The sequence below is a fragment of the Ekhidna sp. genome, assembly GCF_040223195.1.
GTDB lineage: Bacteria > Bacteroidota > Bacteroidia > Cytophagales > Cyclobacteriaceae > Ekhidna.
The window spans coordinates 21,445-36,987 of record NZ_JAVKDX010000021.1; the positions used below are offsets into that span (position 1 = coordinate 21,445).

Below are 15,543 nucleotides of genomic sequence, written 5' to 3' on the forward strand. Positions count from 1 at the left end.
CTAATTGCCATCCTTCTTAGGTTGAAGAGGAACCTGAGGAACGGGCGTACCATGTGATCCATCCTTGCAACACATCGGAAGCTTTTCATAAGAAATGGGATTGCGTGCTAAGGTATCTGCATGATAGCCTACCATGGTAATTCGCTCCCTTAATGTCTGAGCATCTGTTTTGCTTGGGTTATAAACAATGGTCATCACCTTGTCTTCCAGATTGAGTGTAGCTTCTTTTACTCCCTTTTCGAAAGCTAAATCCTTCTCCAAAGTATACTGACACATCTCACAGATGGCAGAGGTTTGTATCTCCACTTTGAAGCCACCATCTACTTCTAATGGCTCTTTTTGGCTAAAGGATTGTATTGATGCTAATAGTAAAATGATTGGCATTAAAGTCCCCTTTCTTAAGCTGAATTTCTCTCTATTGTGATTCATTGTTAATTCTAAATTATTCATTGTCAATTCTTAATCTTATATCTAAATCCTGCATATATCATCCGCCCAGCAATAGGTGCCCAAACCAATGATGCATCAAAATTATCACTGAAAGGATTATCTGAATCAATGATAGGGTCATCCTGGGTGAAACCAAGCAAATTTTCAGACCCTAGGTAGATGTTTCCCCATCTAAACCCCCGGCTTATCTGCGCATTGAGCAAGAAGAAATCAGGGGAGGAGACACCTCGCTGGAATTCTGCCGGCTTATCTGAAGTGTTTGGAAGTCGCTTGGCACCAAACCATTGTAAGGTGGCGTCCGCTTCCCATTTATCAAATCTGGTTGAGTAGGAGGTGTTCAGGAAAAAGCGGTCACGAGCATTAAAGGGTACTTCTCTTAGCTCTCCGTTGATGGTTGCTCTCACGTCATAAAATTTGTATGCTGCTTTTGCACTCAGACGATCTGAAAACTGATAATTCCCTTCCAACTGGAAACTATGTGCATAGGATTTTCCCCTGAGGTTATACACCCTCAACTGACTTGAGTTGGCATCCATGTCATAGATCAGCTGATTTTCAAAAGTGGTATAGAAGTAGTCTGCTATCAGGTTCAGCTTTTTGTCTCCGATTTTTATGGCTGTCACCAGACTACCGCCCATGTTCCATGAAACTTCAGGCTCGGGATTCTCCTCAATGATTAGCTGTCGGGATGAAACCAGAATGTTGCTATTTTCCACGATGGTATTTGGTGTCCTATACCCGCGCCCGATCGCTGCTCTCAGGGTTGTGTTTTCAGAAAACTGAAATCGGGAATGTAGCCTTGGGGTGAAGTATGTTCCGTACAGATTATGGAAATCCGTTCGTGCTCCGGCGAGTAGGGTGAATTTTTCGCCGGGAGAGTAAGTGTACTCGTAATAAAGCCCGGGCACCACTTCCTGACGACTGAATGCCGAATCTGCGTAAATTTCATCAAAGTCATCATAGAGCATGCTCAAACCGGTTTTATATTGGTGAAATGAATTCCCAATAATATTTTGGAAGATGACATTTCCATATAGTGTCTTCTCCGTTCCCTCATAATTGTCCCGACCAAATCCTCCGTCGATATCCAGGTAAGATGCGGAGTAGATGAAACCCCAGCCTTTGTATGGCTTGGAGGGAAACAGTAAGCCGGTCTTTCCAAAGACCTCTATACGTGTGGTATTGTTCATAAATCCGTATTCGGAAGAGGTACGAAAGTCATCTCCGAAATCAAAACCCGATTGGCCTCCCGCTTTTTCATCCCGCATGAAAGTAAAACCTACCTGAGAAACCATTTTTTCTCCCTGATATTTATATCGGTTCATCACGTTGACTTGGCGACCTTTAGGAAGATCCATAAACCCATCGTCATTTTGATCTATCTCATTGTTGAAATAGTTGGAGTGAAAGAGTAGCCCTGTACTCCATCTGTCATTAATTTCTTTGGCATGATTTGCATTTACTTCAAATCGACCAAACGAATTGGCATAGGCGTTTAAATAAAGCTTCTCGCTATTTTCCGGTTTTTTTAGCTCTACGTTGATTTGACCGGTCATGGATTCAAATCCATTCACCACGGTTCCGGCTCCTTTGCCTACATCGATAGACTGCACCCACGTGCCTGGCACATATGATAGGCCATATCTGCCTGACAGTCCGCGCACATTTGGCACATTCTCCCGGTTGATCTGAACGTAGCGTCCATCCAATCCCAGCATACGAATAGTCTTCGCACCGCTCACGGCATCTGTAAAGGAGACATCTACTGATGCATTGGTTTCGAAACTCTCAGAGAGGTTACAGCAGGGGGCTTTGGTGAGCTCAGCTTCCGTAATGACTTCAATATGTTTTGACTCCAGGTTGTCCATGAATGTGCTACTTGCCTGCACTACCACTTCGTCTAGCTCAGCAGCATTTTCCTGAAGCATTATGTGCATCATTTTGGAGAGGTCTGCATCAAGCGTATCGGCAAGAAATCCGGAATAGGATATCGCAAGTTTGCTGTCGCGTGAAGAAAGCTTGAGCGAGAAGTCTCCGTTGACTCCAGTCACTACCCCGTTTTGGGTGCCCAGTTCCATGACTGTAGCGCCGATTAGAGGTTGATGACTTTGATCCGCAACCATGCCGCGTACTGTTTGTGATTCGGCATTAAATACGATCATAATTGATAATATGAATAGAAATGTATGTTTCATTTATAGAGCATTTAAATTTTAAGTCACCCTGAATTTATTTCAGGGTCTTTCGATTTAATAGATGCTGAAACTAGTGCGGACGGCTAGTCTCAGCATGACATCACTCTATATAAGGAAGGACTGAACAAAGATCGGTATGTCCCGGTCGGGGAGTGGGGGCGAATAATGTTGAAAATGAGGTTTGGTTTCTTCTACTGCGAATGCAATATTCTTAAGCAACGAAAAATCAATTGCTGCTACCTGGAATAGTAGGGGTTGTGCGTCAAAGTTGAAGGCAATCGTTGTAATTTCTTCGACCTTCAGCTCCTGGCTGGTATCCTCACAGCATGGCATGGGATCCTGCATGTCGGTTCCGGTGCTGTTTTTTGCGTGCTCAAAAACAGCAATAGACATCAGCCTACCCATGCAATAGTGCTTATTGAGGGTAATCCCTGTCGTGGCTACCAGAAGTGTAATTGCCAGAAGTGTGTTTGCTATGTTTTTAGCTATTCTCACTGTTGCAAAGATACGTATATCAGATACTTATGGTTCATCTATTGGTTCAAATTCAGAGAAAAGCTGTTGAAATTCGTCAATATCTATAGGTTTTACATATTCACACACCTCAGCATACTCTCCCCACATTTTTTTGACCTTTTCATTAGTATGAGCTTGCTCGATAGCTTCCTTTGATTTCCATTCAAAAACTTCAACAATTGAGCCATCAGTCGCTCTCATTACGATTGGTTTTCTTTTGGTCACAAGTTCCTCCGAAAGTAACCGATCATGATGGGTTTTGGTGAGTTCTTCCAATTCACTTTCTTTCCCTAGCTTGGGACGATAACAGGCGATAACGATTCTTCCCATATCTAAATTTACCTCAACCTCAAGCTATTTCCAATCACCGAAACAGAGCTTAAACTCATGGCCAGTGCTGCAAGCATTGGACTGAGTAGTATCCCAAACCACGGAAATAGAATTCCTGCTGCAATTGGTACACCGAGCATGTTATAACCAAACGCGAAGAAGAGATTCTGTTTGATGTTTTTCATTACATCCTCACTGAGTTTTCTGGCTCTCACAATACCATCCAGTTCGCCTTTTACCAGAGTAATGCCTGCACTTTCAATGGCGACATCCGTTCCGGTTCCCATGGCAATGCCGACATTAGCCTGAGCCAGGGCAGGGGCATCATTGATGCCGTCACCAGCCATGGCAACTACTTTTCCTTCCTGCTGCAGCTTTTCTACATAGCTATGTTTGTCTTCGGGCAGCAGCTCAGCTTCGAATCCATCCAGTGATAGTTTCTCTGCAACACCCTGTGCTGTTTTGCGATTATCTCCGGTGAGCATAATCACTTCGATACCTAAATCCTGAAGGGACTTGATGGCCTCTGCAGATGTTGTTTTGATGGCATCAGCAACACTTATGAAACCTTCAATCTTCTCATCTCTGATCAGGATCATGACCGTTTCACCCTGGCTTTGCCTTTTCTCTATGACTTCTTTTTGATCAGGATTGAGTTGAAGGTTAAATACCTCTAAAAGCTTTTCGTTTCCGATCGCAATCTCACTTCCTTCGATTTTACCTTTCACTCCTTTGCCGGTAATGGAGTCAAAATCTTTCACCTCTATCAGTTTTAAATCTTCTTGTTCAGCAGCCTGCACAATAGCCTGAGCGAGCGGGTGTTCACTACTGTTTTCCAGTGATGCTGCCCATTGAAGGATTTCATCTTTTTTACTTGAACCGAAGGGCTCAATATGCTGTAAGGAAGGTTTACCCTCAGTGATGGTGCCAGTCTTATCGACCACCAACGTGGTGACTTTGTGCATCTCCTCCAGTGCCTGGGCATCTTTGATCAGTACGCCCTGTTTGGCGCCTTTTCCGGTTCCAACCATAATAGACATGGGGGTGGCCAATCCCAACGCGCAAGGACAAGCGATGATCAGCACGGTGACCGCACTGGTAAAAGCATAAACCATAGCAGGATCAGGTCCCCATAAAGCCCATACGATGAATGAAATAATAGCGATCGATACGACCGTAGGGACAAAGTAACTGGAGATTTTATCTGCCAGATTTTGAATGGGCGCTTTGGTTCTGCTCGCTTTATTTACCATTTCGATTATCTGAGAGAGGAGGGTATCACTTCCCACTTTAGTCGCTTTCATCAGGAAGCTGTTGGTACCATTGATGGTACCACCGATTACTTCATCACCCGTGTTTTTCTCTACTGGGTTAGGTTCTCCGGTAATCATGGATTCATCAATGGAGCTTTTGCCCTCTGTGATTTCTCCATCAACAGGGATTTTTTCGCCTGGTTTGATTTTTATAATGTCATCGATTTCTACTTCCTCCAGTGGAATTTTTTTCTCATTTCCATCGCGAATGACAATGACTTCCTGTGGGACAAGATTTAGAAGCTCCCGAACGGCGGAGTTAGTTTGACTTCTGGCTTTCAGTTCCAGTACCTGACCCAATAAAATGAGTGTAAGAATCACAGCGGCTGATTCGAAGTAAAGGTGTACGTTTCCATTTTCGGTCTTGAACTGCTCAGGAAACATATCAGGGAACAGAAGTCCAATGATGCTAAATAAATACGCTGCTCCGGCACCCAATGAAATCAATGTCCACATGTTTGGAGACTTATTGATGATGGACTTATAACCTCTCACGAAGAATTCACCGGAGGTATAGAAAATTACTGGTGTGGAAAGGATGAACTGTACCCATGCCCATGATCTTTCACTGAGAATATTTGTAAGAGAGACACCCACCATATCACTCATTGCGATAAAGAAAACCGGCAGGGTAAATACCACTGACCAGATGAACTTCTTACGCATGTTGAGATAGGCTTTCTTTTCGCTGGAGCCTTGCTCATTGGAAACAGACTTAGGTTCCAAATCCATCCCGCATTTCGGACAGCTGCCCGGCTCATCCTGCTCCACTTCAGGGTGCATGGGGCAGGTATAGATGGTCTTCTTAGTACCGCTTACTGATTGCTCCTGTTCGAGATCCATTCCGCATTTTGGACAATCTCCCGGTTCATCATATTTTTTATCTCCTTCACACAGCATCGGGCAGTAATACTTTCCTCCAGTATCATGCTGTTTTTTTGATGCTGCCTGATGGTGATGGTCATGTTTATGATATTCTGAGTGGATGTCATATCGATCACCGTGTGCATGAAGAGTCTCCTTTAATTCATCGATGGATACTTCTTCCTGCATGGTGAGTGAAGCCTTGCCGGCAGCTAAATCCACTGCTGCAGCTTCTACCTTGTCATGTGATAGCAAAGCATCTGCCACATGACTTTTACATCCCTCACATGACATCCCGGAAATAGTATAGGTCTTTTTCATAATTCAATAATATGGATACAAAAATGCAACCTATACTATATGGAAGTGTTACAGAATTTTTGGAAACTGTTATATGATTTTGCCTACTCAAATTTTATCTATCGACTTCCTTTTTGGCTGTCGCTGCTTTTTGAAGGAGGAGGGGGTAAGCCCTGTTTCTTTTTTAAATTGCGCGGATAGGTGAGCAACCGAACTATAATTCATCGTGTGTGCAATTTGGGAGAGTGTCAGTTGATTATAGAATAGTAGTTCTTTTACTCTTTCTATTTTTTGTGAGGTAATGAATTTCTCAATTGTAATGCTTTCAACTGAAGAGAATAGCTTGCTGAGACTGGAGTAATCCTTATGAAGTTTTTCAGATAGGAAGGTGGAGAAATTGACTTTCAGCGGTTGCTCAGTGTGATGAATCTGCTCCACAATCAAACCCTTGATGTTGCTGATAATCGCTGAGGTCTTATCCTCCAGTAGTTCAAAGCCTTTTGATTTCAGCAAAGAAGATAGATTTGTTTTTTGCTCCTTATCCAGTGATTTTTTTAGTTACACTTCTCCGAGAGCCACTTTTTCAAATCCAATATTTGCTTCATCCAGAGATTTCTTCACTGCCTCAATACATCGCGGGCAGACCATATTTTTGATGTGGATCACTACGGACATACTCAGGTTAATCTACAATATAATCATGAGGAATGTTTTCAGACATTGGGCTTATTCCAATAATAATGAGTCATGATAAAGTCCGAAATGATCATAGCCATCCCTTGCGCCGGAAGTAGTAGAGCATTGAGGCGGCCGTGACAATGAGGATGCCCCAAAAGATGCCATAGGAGTACTTAAAGTGTAGCTCCGGAAGATAATCGAAATTGGTCCCATATACACCCGCGATAAACGTAAGCGGAATGAAAACCACGGAGAAGACTGTGAGCACTCGCAGGATGTCGTTAAGCTTATTGGATATCCGGGTCTGGTAGATGTAGAGCTGATCGTTGAGCATGATCTGATACGTTTCGATAGCCTCAGTAGCATGGGCCATATGATCAACCAGGCTCTTGAGGTAAGGCACGGTCTTGTCATCGATGATTTCGGATTCGGATTTCTCCAGTAAGACGGCAAGCTCTCTTACCGGACGGATGGTCTTTCTGAGAAAGTTGATCTCCATCTTGTATTCATAGATGTCATCCAGGATATTGTCGGTCTGGTTTCCACGAAACTTTCGTTCGACTAATTCGATGCGCTCACCAAATCGTTCAATGATGGAGATGTAGTTATCAATGATCACATCCAGAATGGCATAGGTGAGGTAGTCCGTGCCGTTCATCCGTAGCTTGGATTTTGGGCGGCTCATTCGTTCCCGGATGGGATTAAATACATCACCTGCTAGTCCTTCCTGAAAGGTGATAAGGTAATATTTACCCACCACAATGCTCAAATGCTCTGTAAGGATTTTGTCGGTCACCGGATCACAACTTAGCATTTTGACTGTGATGTAAATGTATTCGTCAAACTCCTCAAACTTGGGTCGCTGGCTCACATCCTGGATCTCCTCCAACAGAAGAGGATGAAGCTCAAACAATTCGTAAATGCAGCGGAGCAATTCCTTGTCCTGAAGCCCGTCTATATTGATCCATGAAGTAGTGGATGGATTTTTGAGCGCATGGAGTTTGTCTATGGAACTGAAGTCAATTTGCCTGAAATGGTCCTGCGAGTAGTCAAAAGCCTCCAGGATTACCTCGTTTTTTTGCATGGTGAGTTGGGGATTGTGAGGAAATTTAAGCAATTATCGGCTGGATTTCACCTTCACCACCTGCTGAAAGAAGATATTATTTGGGACGGTGATGATGCCATCTTCATCTTCCAATTTTGTATATATCAGCCCAATATCAATCACTTTTCCGGTTACTTCTTTCTCCAGCAGTGTAATTGTGTCCGTGATTTTAAAAGGATTGATGGTGTAAATGATGATGCCTGCCACTATGTTGCTCAGGATGCTCCATATTGCAAAAAAGCCTATGGCTATTACACCGAGGATACTTCCTAGCGATACCCACAGATTGTTCAGGTTTCCACCCCAAATAATGATGAGGATGGTGATGCAAACAGTGTACAGCGAGAATAGAAGTATTCGCTTAGTAGCAGCCGTTCGGTTGGGGTCGTAGCTAAATTTCTTACCTAAACGATTGATGCTCTTTCGAATTACCCAGCGGGAGATAACAAATCCAAAGACAATAACTAATGTGAGTGCCGCCTGAATGAAGTAGTTTTCATTAATGGCAGCAAGAAACGCCTCTATTTGGTTCATATATCAAATTTAGGGGATAGGAGTCCTACAACCATTTTTTTCGCTTGAAGTAAACCAACATTCCTATGAATATGGCAATCATCACACCCCAGATGACAAAATACCCATTTCTATACTGTAGCTCGGGCATATACTCAAAGTTCATCCCGTAGATGCCGGCGATGAACGTAAGCGGGATAAAGATGGTAGCCACGGTGGTCAGCACCTTCATTGTTTCATTCATCTTCTGGCTCAAGGATGCATAGTAGATATTAGCAAGACTTTCCAGCGAGCGGGCCGTGGAGTCCGCCTCTTCCAGCGCGTTGGCGCAGCTCATGCGCAGATCGTTGATGTATTTGATGTTAGGTTTTTGAAAGAAGGATGTTCGGTTATTCAGAATGTAGTTGATCGATTCCATGAATGGAGTAAGGGATTTTTTGATTAGGTCTGCCCGCTTCTTACTTTTCTCTAGGGCCAAAAGGGTTTTTTGCTGTGGGTTTTTATAGACCTCTTCCTCCAGCTCGGTAATGTCTTCATTGATGTCTTCAATGGTTTCAAAATAATTGTCAAGGATGGCATCCAGCAACTGGATGATCAGGTAGTCGGAGGTTCGTTTTCGTACAAACCCGATCCCTTCCCGGATTTTGTAGCGGATATCATCAAAGTGGTCACTTTCTTTTTCCTGAAATGAGATCACATAGTTTTTTCCCAGCACGAAGGATAGCTGCTCCACGTCCAGTTGATCATCCTCGTCCAGCAGCATCGAGCGGATGTTAAAGAATAGGTAATTGTCAAACTCCTCCACTTTCGGGCGCTGTGTAGTATCCAGCAAATGCCTTACAGAGAGGCGATCCAGATTCATAGTCTCAGCCAGTTTCTGGATCAGTTCTACATCGTGTAGTCCATGGATATTGAGCCAGTGAATGTGCGAATTATTTAGATTCTCCATCACAGAAAAATCTTTTTCATTGGATTCCTCTATATCCTCCCCATTAAAAGAAAACAGTTGAACCTTTACTTCTTCCAGTTTTTTCTCCCCGATAAAAGTGATCTCCGCCTTTCCCTTGGATTGCGACTTCAGATCCGCATACATATTTCGTGGAGTAAGGGTGAGATCGCTCAAAGTTTTTAATCCTTTGAAAAGCAGCTTGTCCGGTCGGGCCAGGTCCATGGGATTGATTTTTTTAAGATTCTTTCTCATACCTACAAATTACTGGATGGATGCGTAAAAAAGAAAACAGAACGTAGACGCAAGGAAAGCATGCTTGCGTTGAAACATTGAATATGGATGTAATGTTAAAGTAAGCGTATATGAGTGAAAGGGAAATAGTACAGGAGCGGTTGCTGGAAAAGCAGCGAATGATCAATGCCGGCAAGCATATGACCAAACTTTTCATCGTCACCAGCTCGCTCATATTCGTGACATTGCTGGTGGTGTGGCTTCTTCAAAATCTTCCGGAGCTTGTGATCCCTACCATCTATGAGGTGGGCACTTGGTTTATGCTGGTGAGTAGTGGCCTGATTGTGATGGGGCAGATGAAGATACGGGAAGACGAGATTGAGCAGGCCTTCCGGTTTACGGGATTAGGGTTGTTTTTTGGGCTGCTTTTTTCCGTTCTTCAGGTCATCGGCTGGCAAGAACTGCTCCATGCCAACCTCACTTTTAGGAACATCCTTTTTCCTTTCTCTCTCATCCATTTCCTTCATGTTCTCGTGGGAATGATCCTGTTGATCTCTGTCTTTCGCCAAATCAGGGAATACCGTGTACATTCAAAGTCTCGCCAGTATGCCTACAATGTGTTTTTGTTTTGGCATTTCTTAGGGGGGGTGTGGTTGTTGTTTATTGGATTGGGGTAGAGCGGGAAGATTGGTTACTCATACGCACTTGCATGCCGCACAATCCCTCGTGAATGCTTTGCATTCGAACTAACTAGCTCTAATCCGACATCTAAAGCGTAAATCCAGACAAATGCTTGGCTAAAGTGGGAAGTACTGGATTCGAACCAGCGACCCCCGCCCTGTCAAGGCGGTGCTCTAAACCAACTGAGCTAACTTCCCATAAAGGATGCAAAAGTAGAAAAATCAATAGTTTTTATAACATAAAAAAGCCCTCATATTCATCATATGAAGGCTTCAGTTAGTCGGGGTAGTAGGATTCGAACCTACGACCCCCTGCTCCCAAAGCAGGTACGCTAACCGGACTGCGCTATACCCCGAACAGTTCCGTTTCTGAAAACGGAACGCAAATGTAGAAATTCAATTTTTAAATTTTAGTATTGAGTTCGATTTTTTTGGAAAAGAAAAATCCAGGGTAGCAATCTTGGATTTTGAATTGGAATTCATATAATGATTATCTGTTTTGTTTTACATTTATCGGCGATTCAATCAACTAAAAACATTTATGAAAAAGATCAAATATTTCGTTTTTATCGGTGCGTTGACTATCGCTTCTTTTGGAGCTACTGCGAATGAGACCGATCCTAAAAAAGCAACGGATCCGCAAGTGCGGGTAGAGCAGTTGGAGAACAGAGTTCACGAAATCTGGGAGATGGACTTCTCAGATATGGACAAAGAAGAAAAGCAGGTGCTCAAGCTGGAGGTGAAGGAGATTAAAAAGGAATTGAAGCAGGCGGGTCTGGATAGCAAAGTTTCCATTTCCATTGGCGCAATTATCATCATTTTGTTGCTGCTCATCCTGCTGACATAATTAATGCCCAATACAAAACCATCCAGATATCCAAGTAGGGGTACCGATGACAAAGAGACCTTATATCAGATACTTGATGAAGGTCTTTTTTGTACCATCGCCTTCATGCGTGAGGGCATTCCTCACCAAATCCCAACCGGCTTTGCAAGAGTTGAGGATCATCTTTACATCCATGCCTCGGCCAAAAGCCACTTCATGGAAAGCATTATAGGGACAGAGGTAAGCTTTTCAGTCACACACATGGATGCTCTGGTGCTGGCTCCTACGGCCTTTGATCATTCTTTCAATTACCGGTCAGTGATTGGATTTTCCATTGTAGAAGAGATTGTGAATCCAAAAGAAAAACTTAAGTTTTTCAACTTGTTCACAGACCGATACATTCCTGGAAGAATTGCCGATATCGGAGAACCTACGCCAGAACAGGTATCCATCACCAGAATTGCCAGACTTACTTTGGCCAATGCTGCTGCAAAGATCAGAACGGGGGATGTAAATGTAAAAATGGATGAAAATACGCCGTGGTGTGGGCTGGTACCCATAGAACAGAGGTATGGAAATCCCGAAAAAGACCATCAGCAAGATCAATCACTTCCTCTGCCGGAATACATCAAAGTGTTGATAAATGGATCTCGCTAGCCTTAAAACCGTAAAAAATGAGTCGGAGAGCCGGTTCGAACTATTTATAGGTGAGGATCGTGCGATCATTGATTTTAAGGTGGGTAAGAGCGGCGCGATTTACCTTGTACACACGGAAGTGCCAGATAAGCTAGAGGGGCAGGGCGTAGGACACAAGTTGGTCAGGGAGTCGCTGGATATTCTTGAGCACGAGGGAGCAAAGATCATCCCACTATGCCCGTTTGTCCGATCATTCCTGAAAGACAATCTGGATGATTATAAGCATATGTTCGCCGAAGGAGTTAAATTGTAGCTATGGCTGAAAAAATCAAAGAATACGAAAGCAAAGAGCTCACTGTAATCTGGCAACCGGAAAAATGCATCCACTCGGAAAATTGTTTCAAAGGCTTGCCCAAGGTGTTTAATCCTAACCAAAGACCATGGGTAAATGTGGACGGAGCGGCTGACCAGACAATTAAAAATCAAATTGACAAATGTCCCTCCGGGGCATTGTCTTACAGGCTACACGCAGGATCTGACGAAGATCAGATAGACGAGGAGCAGATTGTGGAGGTGGCGAAAAATGGCCCGTTGATGGTGTATGGTAATATTAAAGTCAAGCATCATGATGGTGCGGAAACATCGAAGCATCGAGTGACAGCTTTTTGCAGATGCGGGGCTTCAGGCAATAAGCCCTATTGCGACGGGAGCCATAAGAAGATAAATTTCGAAGGATAAAGTAATTTTATCCCAACCTGATCGAAACCATGAAAATCAAAAAACCTAATCTCAACTGGGGAGATATCCTGGCGAATCTCCTGGCTCTATGTGCTTTCATCGCAATCGGTCTGGGACTGTGGCTTTGCTACATCTTCATCATCAAAATGAATGGTTTTGATGAAGAGGTCTGGCAGGATCGAAACCTCCTGGGAATGGCCGGAGAGTTTCTGGGCGGAACAGTAGGGCCTATCTGGGCACTGGCGGGGGTGATCCTGTTTTTTCTTGCACTCATTTATCAAAAGCGTGAGCTTGTCCTCCAGCGAATGGAGCTTCACGAGAGCAGGAAAATCATGGAAGATCAATCCAAAACTATTGCTATCCAGCAATTTGAAAATACCTTTTTCCAGCTTCTCAATTTTCATATTAATGCAGCCAATCACATCCGCAATACCAAAATCAACGCAAAGGCCAAATCAAATAATGCCTTTGACGAATTGTATATGGAATTTAAAAGGGAAACGGACAAGCTGAAGAAAAGACGGAAAGCGGACGCTGGAGGCATGAGCCCTTCTGATGAGTCTTTTGAAAATACGTTTATTGCGGTTTTCGAAGGTTATAAAAACACCTTTCAGCACTATCTGGAAAATTATAAAGCGTTGCTCATGTTCATCAAAAACAAGAGCCATGATCCATCCTTTTATTACAACATCGTAAAGTCACACTTTACCGAGCAGGAAGTTCAGGTTCATTTCTTCTACATCATTCTGGTTTCTAAAAATAAAGAGCTCATTGAGGTAATAGAAAAGTACCATTTATTCCAAAAGCTAAATGAGCGTGCAGTGGCTGATGTAGATCCATATCATCTGAAGAAGGTGGATGGTATGGCATTTAAGAAGGAGGATTAAATAAGTAGCGAGGAGGGGAGTTGAACCCCTGACCTCCGGGTTATGAATCCGACGCTCTAACCAACTGAGCTACCTCGCCATTGGTGTTTTTTCGGGAAGTATTTTTGAAGCCCTCCTGAAAAAGGAACGCAAATCTATAAAAGATTTCTTTTCTGCCATCGGCTTGCCGAAATAGATTTTTTTTTTACCTTATCGAAAATTTCACGCGTATGGCAAAGTATAAGTATGTAGGTGAGTTTGAGTTCAACGCTTCTAAGAAGATGCTTTATCCATATTTCAGTACAGCCTCTGGTTTAGCTCAGTGGTTTGCGGATGACGTGAATATCAATAATGAAGACAAGGTTTACACATTTATCTGGGATGGAGATGAATCCAGAGCCAGACTTACTTCAAACCGCACCAACCATCACGTTCGCTTTGATGTGATAGACGAGGACGATGAAGATAATAACTTCTTTGAGTTTAAAATTGACATGAACGAACTGACCCAATCAGTGTATGTGCGCATCACCGACTACTCCGATATGGACGAAGAGGAGGCGAGTGAACTTTGGGAAAGTCTGATTCATGATCTGAAGGAGATTGTGGGGGGCTGATTGCTACTACCCTGGTATCTTTCTTGCTAACATCCAATTTTCTAATTTTGCCCCTATGAAGAAGTTGGATGTCCTGATGCTTAAGTCTTTCATAGCACCCTTCGTGCTTACAACTGCAGTTGCCAATTTCATTCTGCTTCTTCAGTACATGCTCAAGTACTTCGATGATTTTGTAGGAAAGAACTTGGGGTTTACAGTGTTTGCTGAGCTGCTTTTTTACTTCTCACTCAATATGCTCCAAATCGCACTTCCTCTGGGTGTTTTACTAGCATCTCTGATGACCTTTGGAAATCTGGGTGAACATTTCGAACTAACAGCAATCAAGAGTTCCGGAATTACGATTCTTAGAGCATTAAGGCCCATATTTCTGTTCGTAATCGTATTGTCAATAGGTGCATATTTTTTTAATAATTATACAATACCTGCCGCCAATCTTAAAGCATACAGCCTACTCTATGACATAAAGCACACCAAGCCAGCATTGGATATAAAGGCTGGCGCATTCTACAATGGAATACCAGATTACAGCATCAAGGCGAAGGATAAGTTGCCAGATGGCAAAACATTGATTGACGTGATTATATACGATCATGCAATAGGAAGGGGCAACAAAACGGTGATTTTGGCAGATTCCAGTCTGATGTACACCATTATGGATGACCGCTATCTTAAATTGGAATTGTATAATGGGCATTATTATTCTGAGGAAGCAGAATCTGAAAGTGAAATAGATCGGTTTTATCGCACCGAATACGATAAGATGGATATGGTATTCAGCCTTGCATCCTTTGATTTGAAAAGGCGAAAGGAGGAGCTATTCCAGAACAACAGGCAAATGAAAAATATTGATGAGTTGAGGCATGATATTGATTCTTTTCAAAATGCAACACTAAGTCAAAAAGCAAATTTTATTAGAGGTATAAGTCAATATTTGGGTTATCATTTTCAAAAAAAGAAAGGAATTATTGATAGAATTCAGCTTGCGGATTCAATTAATGGAGGTAGTTTCAACCTCATCGAAGCTTCATTTTTATCATTTGACTTTGGTCAGACATATGTGAAAAAGGAATCTCAGAAAAAGTTTGACGGTAATAAGAAAGACAAAAGGATTCTTCCTGAGAACAATCCAAGCGTTATGAATTTTACGGATAGCTTGAAAAGTGAAGGAGTACTTATGAAGAGGGCATTGAAGGCTCAAAAGATTGATACTTTTACTTGGAGTTACATTGAATCTTATGTCAATATTGTCTGGAAATCAAAAAAGGTGCTCTATACCGAAGCTCTAAACAAGGCCCGTAACGTCAAAGTAGCCATCAATTCCGCAAAGACCAGAAGAGATCAATTAACTCGTGAGATCAACCTCTATACTATTGAAATGCAGAAAAAATATGCACAGGCTTTAGCATGTATTTTAATGTTTTTGATAGGCGCACCACTTGGAGCCATCATCAAGAAAGGAGGGCTGGGCGTCCCTACGATCATTGCTATTTTCTTTTTCATCATATATTATGCGTTTACTAGCATTGGTGAAAAACAAGCAAAGACAGGCGTCATGGATCCATACCTGGCATCCTGGATGTCAGATTTGGTTTTGTTGCCATTTGGCCTATTCTTTTTACGTCAGGCTCGTATAGATGCTCGTCTATTTGATATTGACATCTATACTATCTGGATAGAAAAGCTTAAGCGTAGATTTGCTCGGAATCATAACAAAGCCTAAATTTGCGCTTCATTAA

The 15,543-nt window shown here is 42.7% G+C and carries 17 protein-coding genes and 3 tRNA genes; 8 read left to right on the top strand and 12 right to left on the bottom strand.

What is annotated here, in order from left to right; translation table 11 throughout:
- The 9 genes from RLN88_RS12570 to corA (RLN88_RS12610) all read right to left on the bottom strand — a co-directional run bounded on the left by RLN88_RS12570 (position 1) and on the right by corA (RLN88_RS12610) (position 9,465).
- Positions 1 to 429, bottom strand: a complete 429-nt coding sequence (locus RLN88_RS12570; protein ID WP_350221760.1) for a heavy-metal-associated domain-containing protein — start codon at positions 427 to 429, stop codon at positions 1 to 3.
- A 23-nt stretch (positions 430 to 452) separates the two neighbouring features.
- Complete coding sequence (locus tag RLN88_RS12575; RefSeq protein ID WP_350221761.1) at positions 453 to 2,645, bottom strand: TonB-dependent receptor; 2,193 nt, start codon at positions 2,643 to 2,645, stop codon at positions 453 to 455.
- A 105-nt stretch (positions 2,646 to 2,750) separates the two neighbouring features.
- A complete protein-coding gene (locus RLN88_RS12580; RefSeq protein WP_350221762.1) occupies positions 2,751 to 3,140 on the bottom strand; it encodes an HYC_CC_PP family protein in 390 nt (129 codons plus the stop codon).
- A gap of 27 nt (positions 3,141 to 3,167) precedes the next feature.
- Positions 3,168 to 3,491, bottom strand: coding sequence for a hypothetical protein (locus tag RLN88_RS12585; protein WP_350221763.1), 324 nt, complete (start codon positions 3,489 to 3,491; stop codon positions 3,168 to 3,170).
- An 8-nt stretch (positions 3,492 to 3,499) separates the two neighbouring features.
- The gene (locus RLN88_RS12590; RefSeq protein WP_350221764.1) at positions 3,500 to 5,989 is read right to left on the bottom strand and encodes a heavy metal translocating P-type ATPase; all 2,490 of its coding nucleotides are present in this window, start codon (positions 5,987 to 5,989) and stop codon (positions 3,500 to 3,502) included.
- Positions 5,990 to 6,076: 87 nt separating this feature from the next.
- Entirely contained in the window at positions 6,077 to 6,481 is a 405-nt protein-coding gene (locus RLN88_RS12595; RefSeq protein ID WP_350221765.1) for a helix-turn-helix domain-containing protein, read from the bottom strand.
- Between the two features lie 253 nt (positions 6,482 to 6,734).
- Complete coding sequence (gene corA, locus RLN88_RS12600) at positions 6,735 to 7,730, bottom strand: magnesium/cobalt transporter CorA (protein WP_350221766.1); 996 nt, start codon at positions 7,728 to 7,730, stop codon at positions 6,735 to 6,737.
- A gap of 33 nt (positions 7,731 to 7,763) precedes the next feature.
- Positions 7,764 to 8,285 (bottom strand): mechanosensitive ion channel domain-containing protein, encoded by a 522-nt coding sequence (locus tag RLN88_RS12605; RefSeq protein WP_350221767.1) that lies wholly within the window; start codon positions 8,283 to 8,285, stop codon positions 7,764 to 7,766.
- Between the two features lie 25 nt (positions 8,286 to 8,310).
- Positions 8,311 to 9,465, bottom strand: coding sequence for a magnesium/cobalt transporter CorA (corA, locus tag RLN88_RS12610; RefSeq protein ID WP_350221768.1), 1,155 nt, complete (start codon positions 9,463 to 9,465; stop codon positions 8,311 to 8,313).
- 110 nt (positions 9,466 to 9,575) lie between these two features.
- Between corA (RLN88_RS12610) and RLN88_RS12615 the strand changes: the two genes are divergently transcribed.
- Complete coding sequence (locus RLN88_RS12615; protein WP_350221769.1) at positions 9,576 to 10,121, top strand: hypothetical protein; 546 nt, start codon at positions 9,576 to 9,578, stop codon at positions 10,119 to 10,121.
- Between the two features lie 126 nt (positions 10,122 to 10,247).
- On the opposite strand, the gene RLN88_RS12620 is transcribed toward RLN88_RS12615, so the two are convergent.
- Positions 10,248 to 10,322, bottom strand: a tRNA-Val gene (locus RLN88_RS12620).
- 83 nt (positions 10,323 to 10,405) lie between these two features.
- Positions 10,406 to 10,480, bottom strand: a tRNA-Pro gene (locus RLN88_RS12625).
- A 185-nt stretch (positions 10,481 to 10,665) separates the two neighbouring features.
- On the opposite strand from RLN88_RS12625, the gene RLN88_RS12630 reads away from it, so the two are divergent.
- The 5 genes from RLN88_RS12630 to RLN88_RS12650 are packed head-to-tail and all read left to right on the top strand — an operon-like array spanning position 10,666 to position 13,211.
- A complete protein-coding gene (locus tag RLN88_RS12630) occupies positions 10,666 to 10,971 on the top strand; it encodes a hypothetical protein (protein ID WP_350221770.1) in 306 nt (101 codons plus the stop codon).
- 3 nt (positions 10,972 to 10,974) lie between these two features.
- Positions 10,975 to 11,607, top strand: a complete 633-nt coding sequence (locus tag RLN88_RS12635) for a pyridoxamine 5'-phosphate oxidase family protein (RefSeq protein ID WP_350221771.1) — start codon at positions 10,975 to 10,977, stop codon at positions 11,605 to 11,607.
- Positions 11,594 to 11,899 carry a GNAT family N-acetyltransferase gene (locus RLN88_RS12640; protein WP_350221772.1) on the top strand — a complete coding sequence of 102 codons (306 nt, stop codon included), beginning with the start codon at positions 11,594 to 11,596 and terminating at the stop codon, positions 11,897 to 11,899. The genes RLN88_RS12635 and RLN88_RS12640 overlap by 14 nt, the downstream gene beginning before the upstream one ends.
- A gap of 2 nt (positions 11,900 to 11,901) precedes the next feature.
- Complete coding sequence (locus RLN88_RS12645) at positions 11,902 to 12,324, top strand: (4Fe-4S)-binding protein (protein WP_350221773.1); 423 nt, start codon at positions 11,902 to 11,904, stop codon at positions 12,322 to 12,324.
- Positions 12,325 to 12,353: 29 nt separating this feature from the next.
- Positions 12,354 to 13,211, top strand: a complete 858-nt coding sequence (locus tag RLN88_RS12650) for a putative phage abortive infection protein (protein WP_350221774.1) — start codon at positions 12,354 to 12,356, stop codon at positions 13,209 to 13,211.
- A 5-nt stretch (positions 13,212 to 13,216) separates the two neighbouring features.
- On the opposite strand, the gene RLN88_RS12655 is transcribed toward RLN88_RS12650, so the two are convergent.
- Positions 13,217 to 13,290, bottom strand: a tRNA-Met gene (locus tag RLN88_RS12655).
- Positions 13,291 to 13,420: 130 nt separating this feature from the next.
- Between RLN88_RS12655 and RLN88_RS12660 the strand changes: the two genes are divergently transcribed.
- Positions 13,421 to 13,807 (top strand): START-like domain-containing protein, encoded by a 387-nt coding sequence (locus RLN88_RS12660; RefSeq protein ID WP_350221775.1) that lies wholly within the window; start codon positions 13,421 to 13,423, stop codon positions 13,805 to 13,807.
- 55 nt (positions 13,808 to 13,862) lie between these two features.
- Complete coding sequence (locus tag RLN88_RS12665) at positions 13,863 to 15,527, top strand: LptF/LptG family permease (RefSeq protein ID WP_350221776.1); 1,665 nt, start codon at positions 13,863 to 13,865, stop codon at positions 15,525 to 15,527.
- Positions 15,528 to 15,543 lie beyond the last annotated feature (16 nt).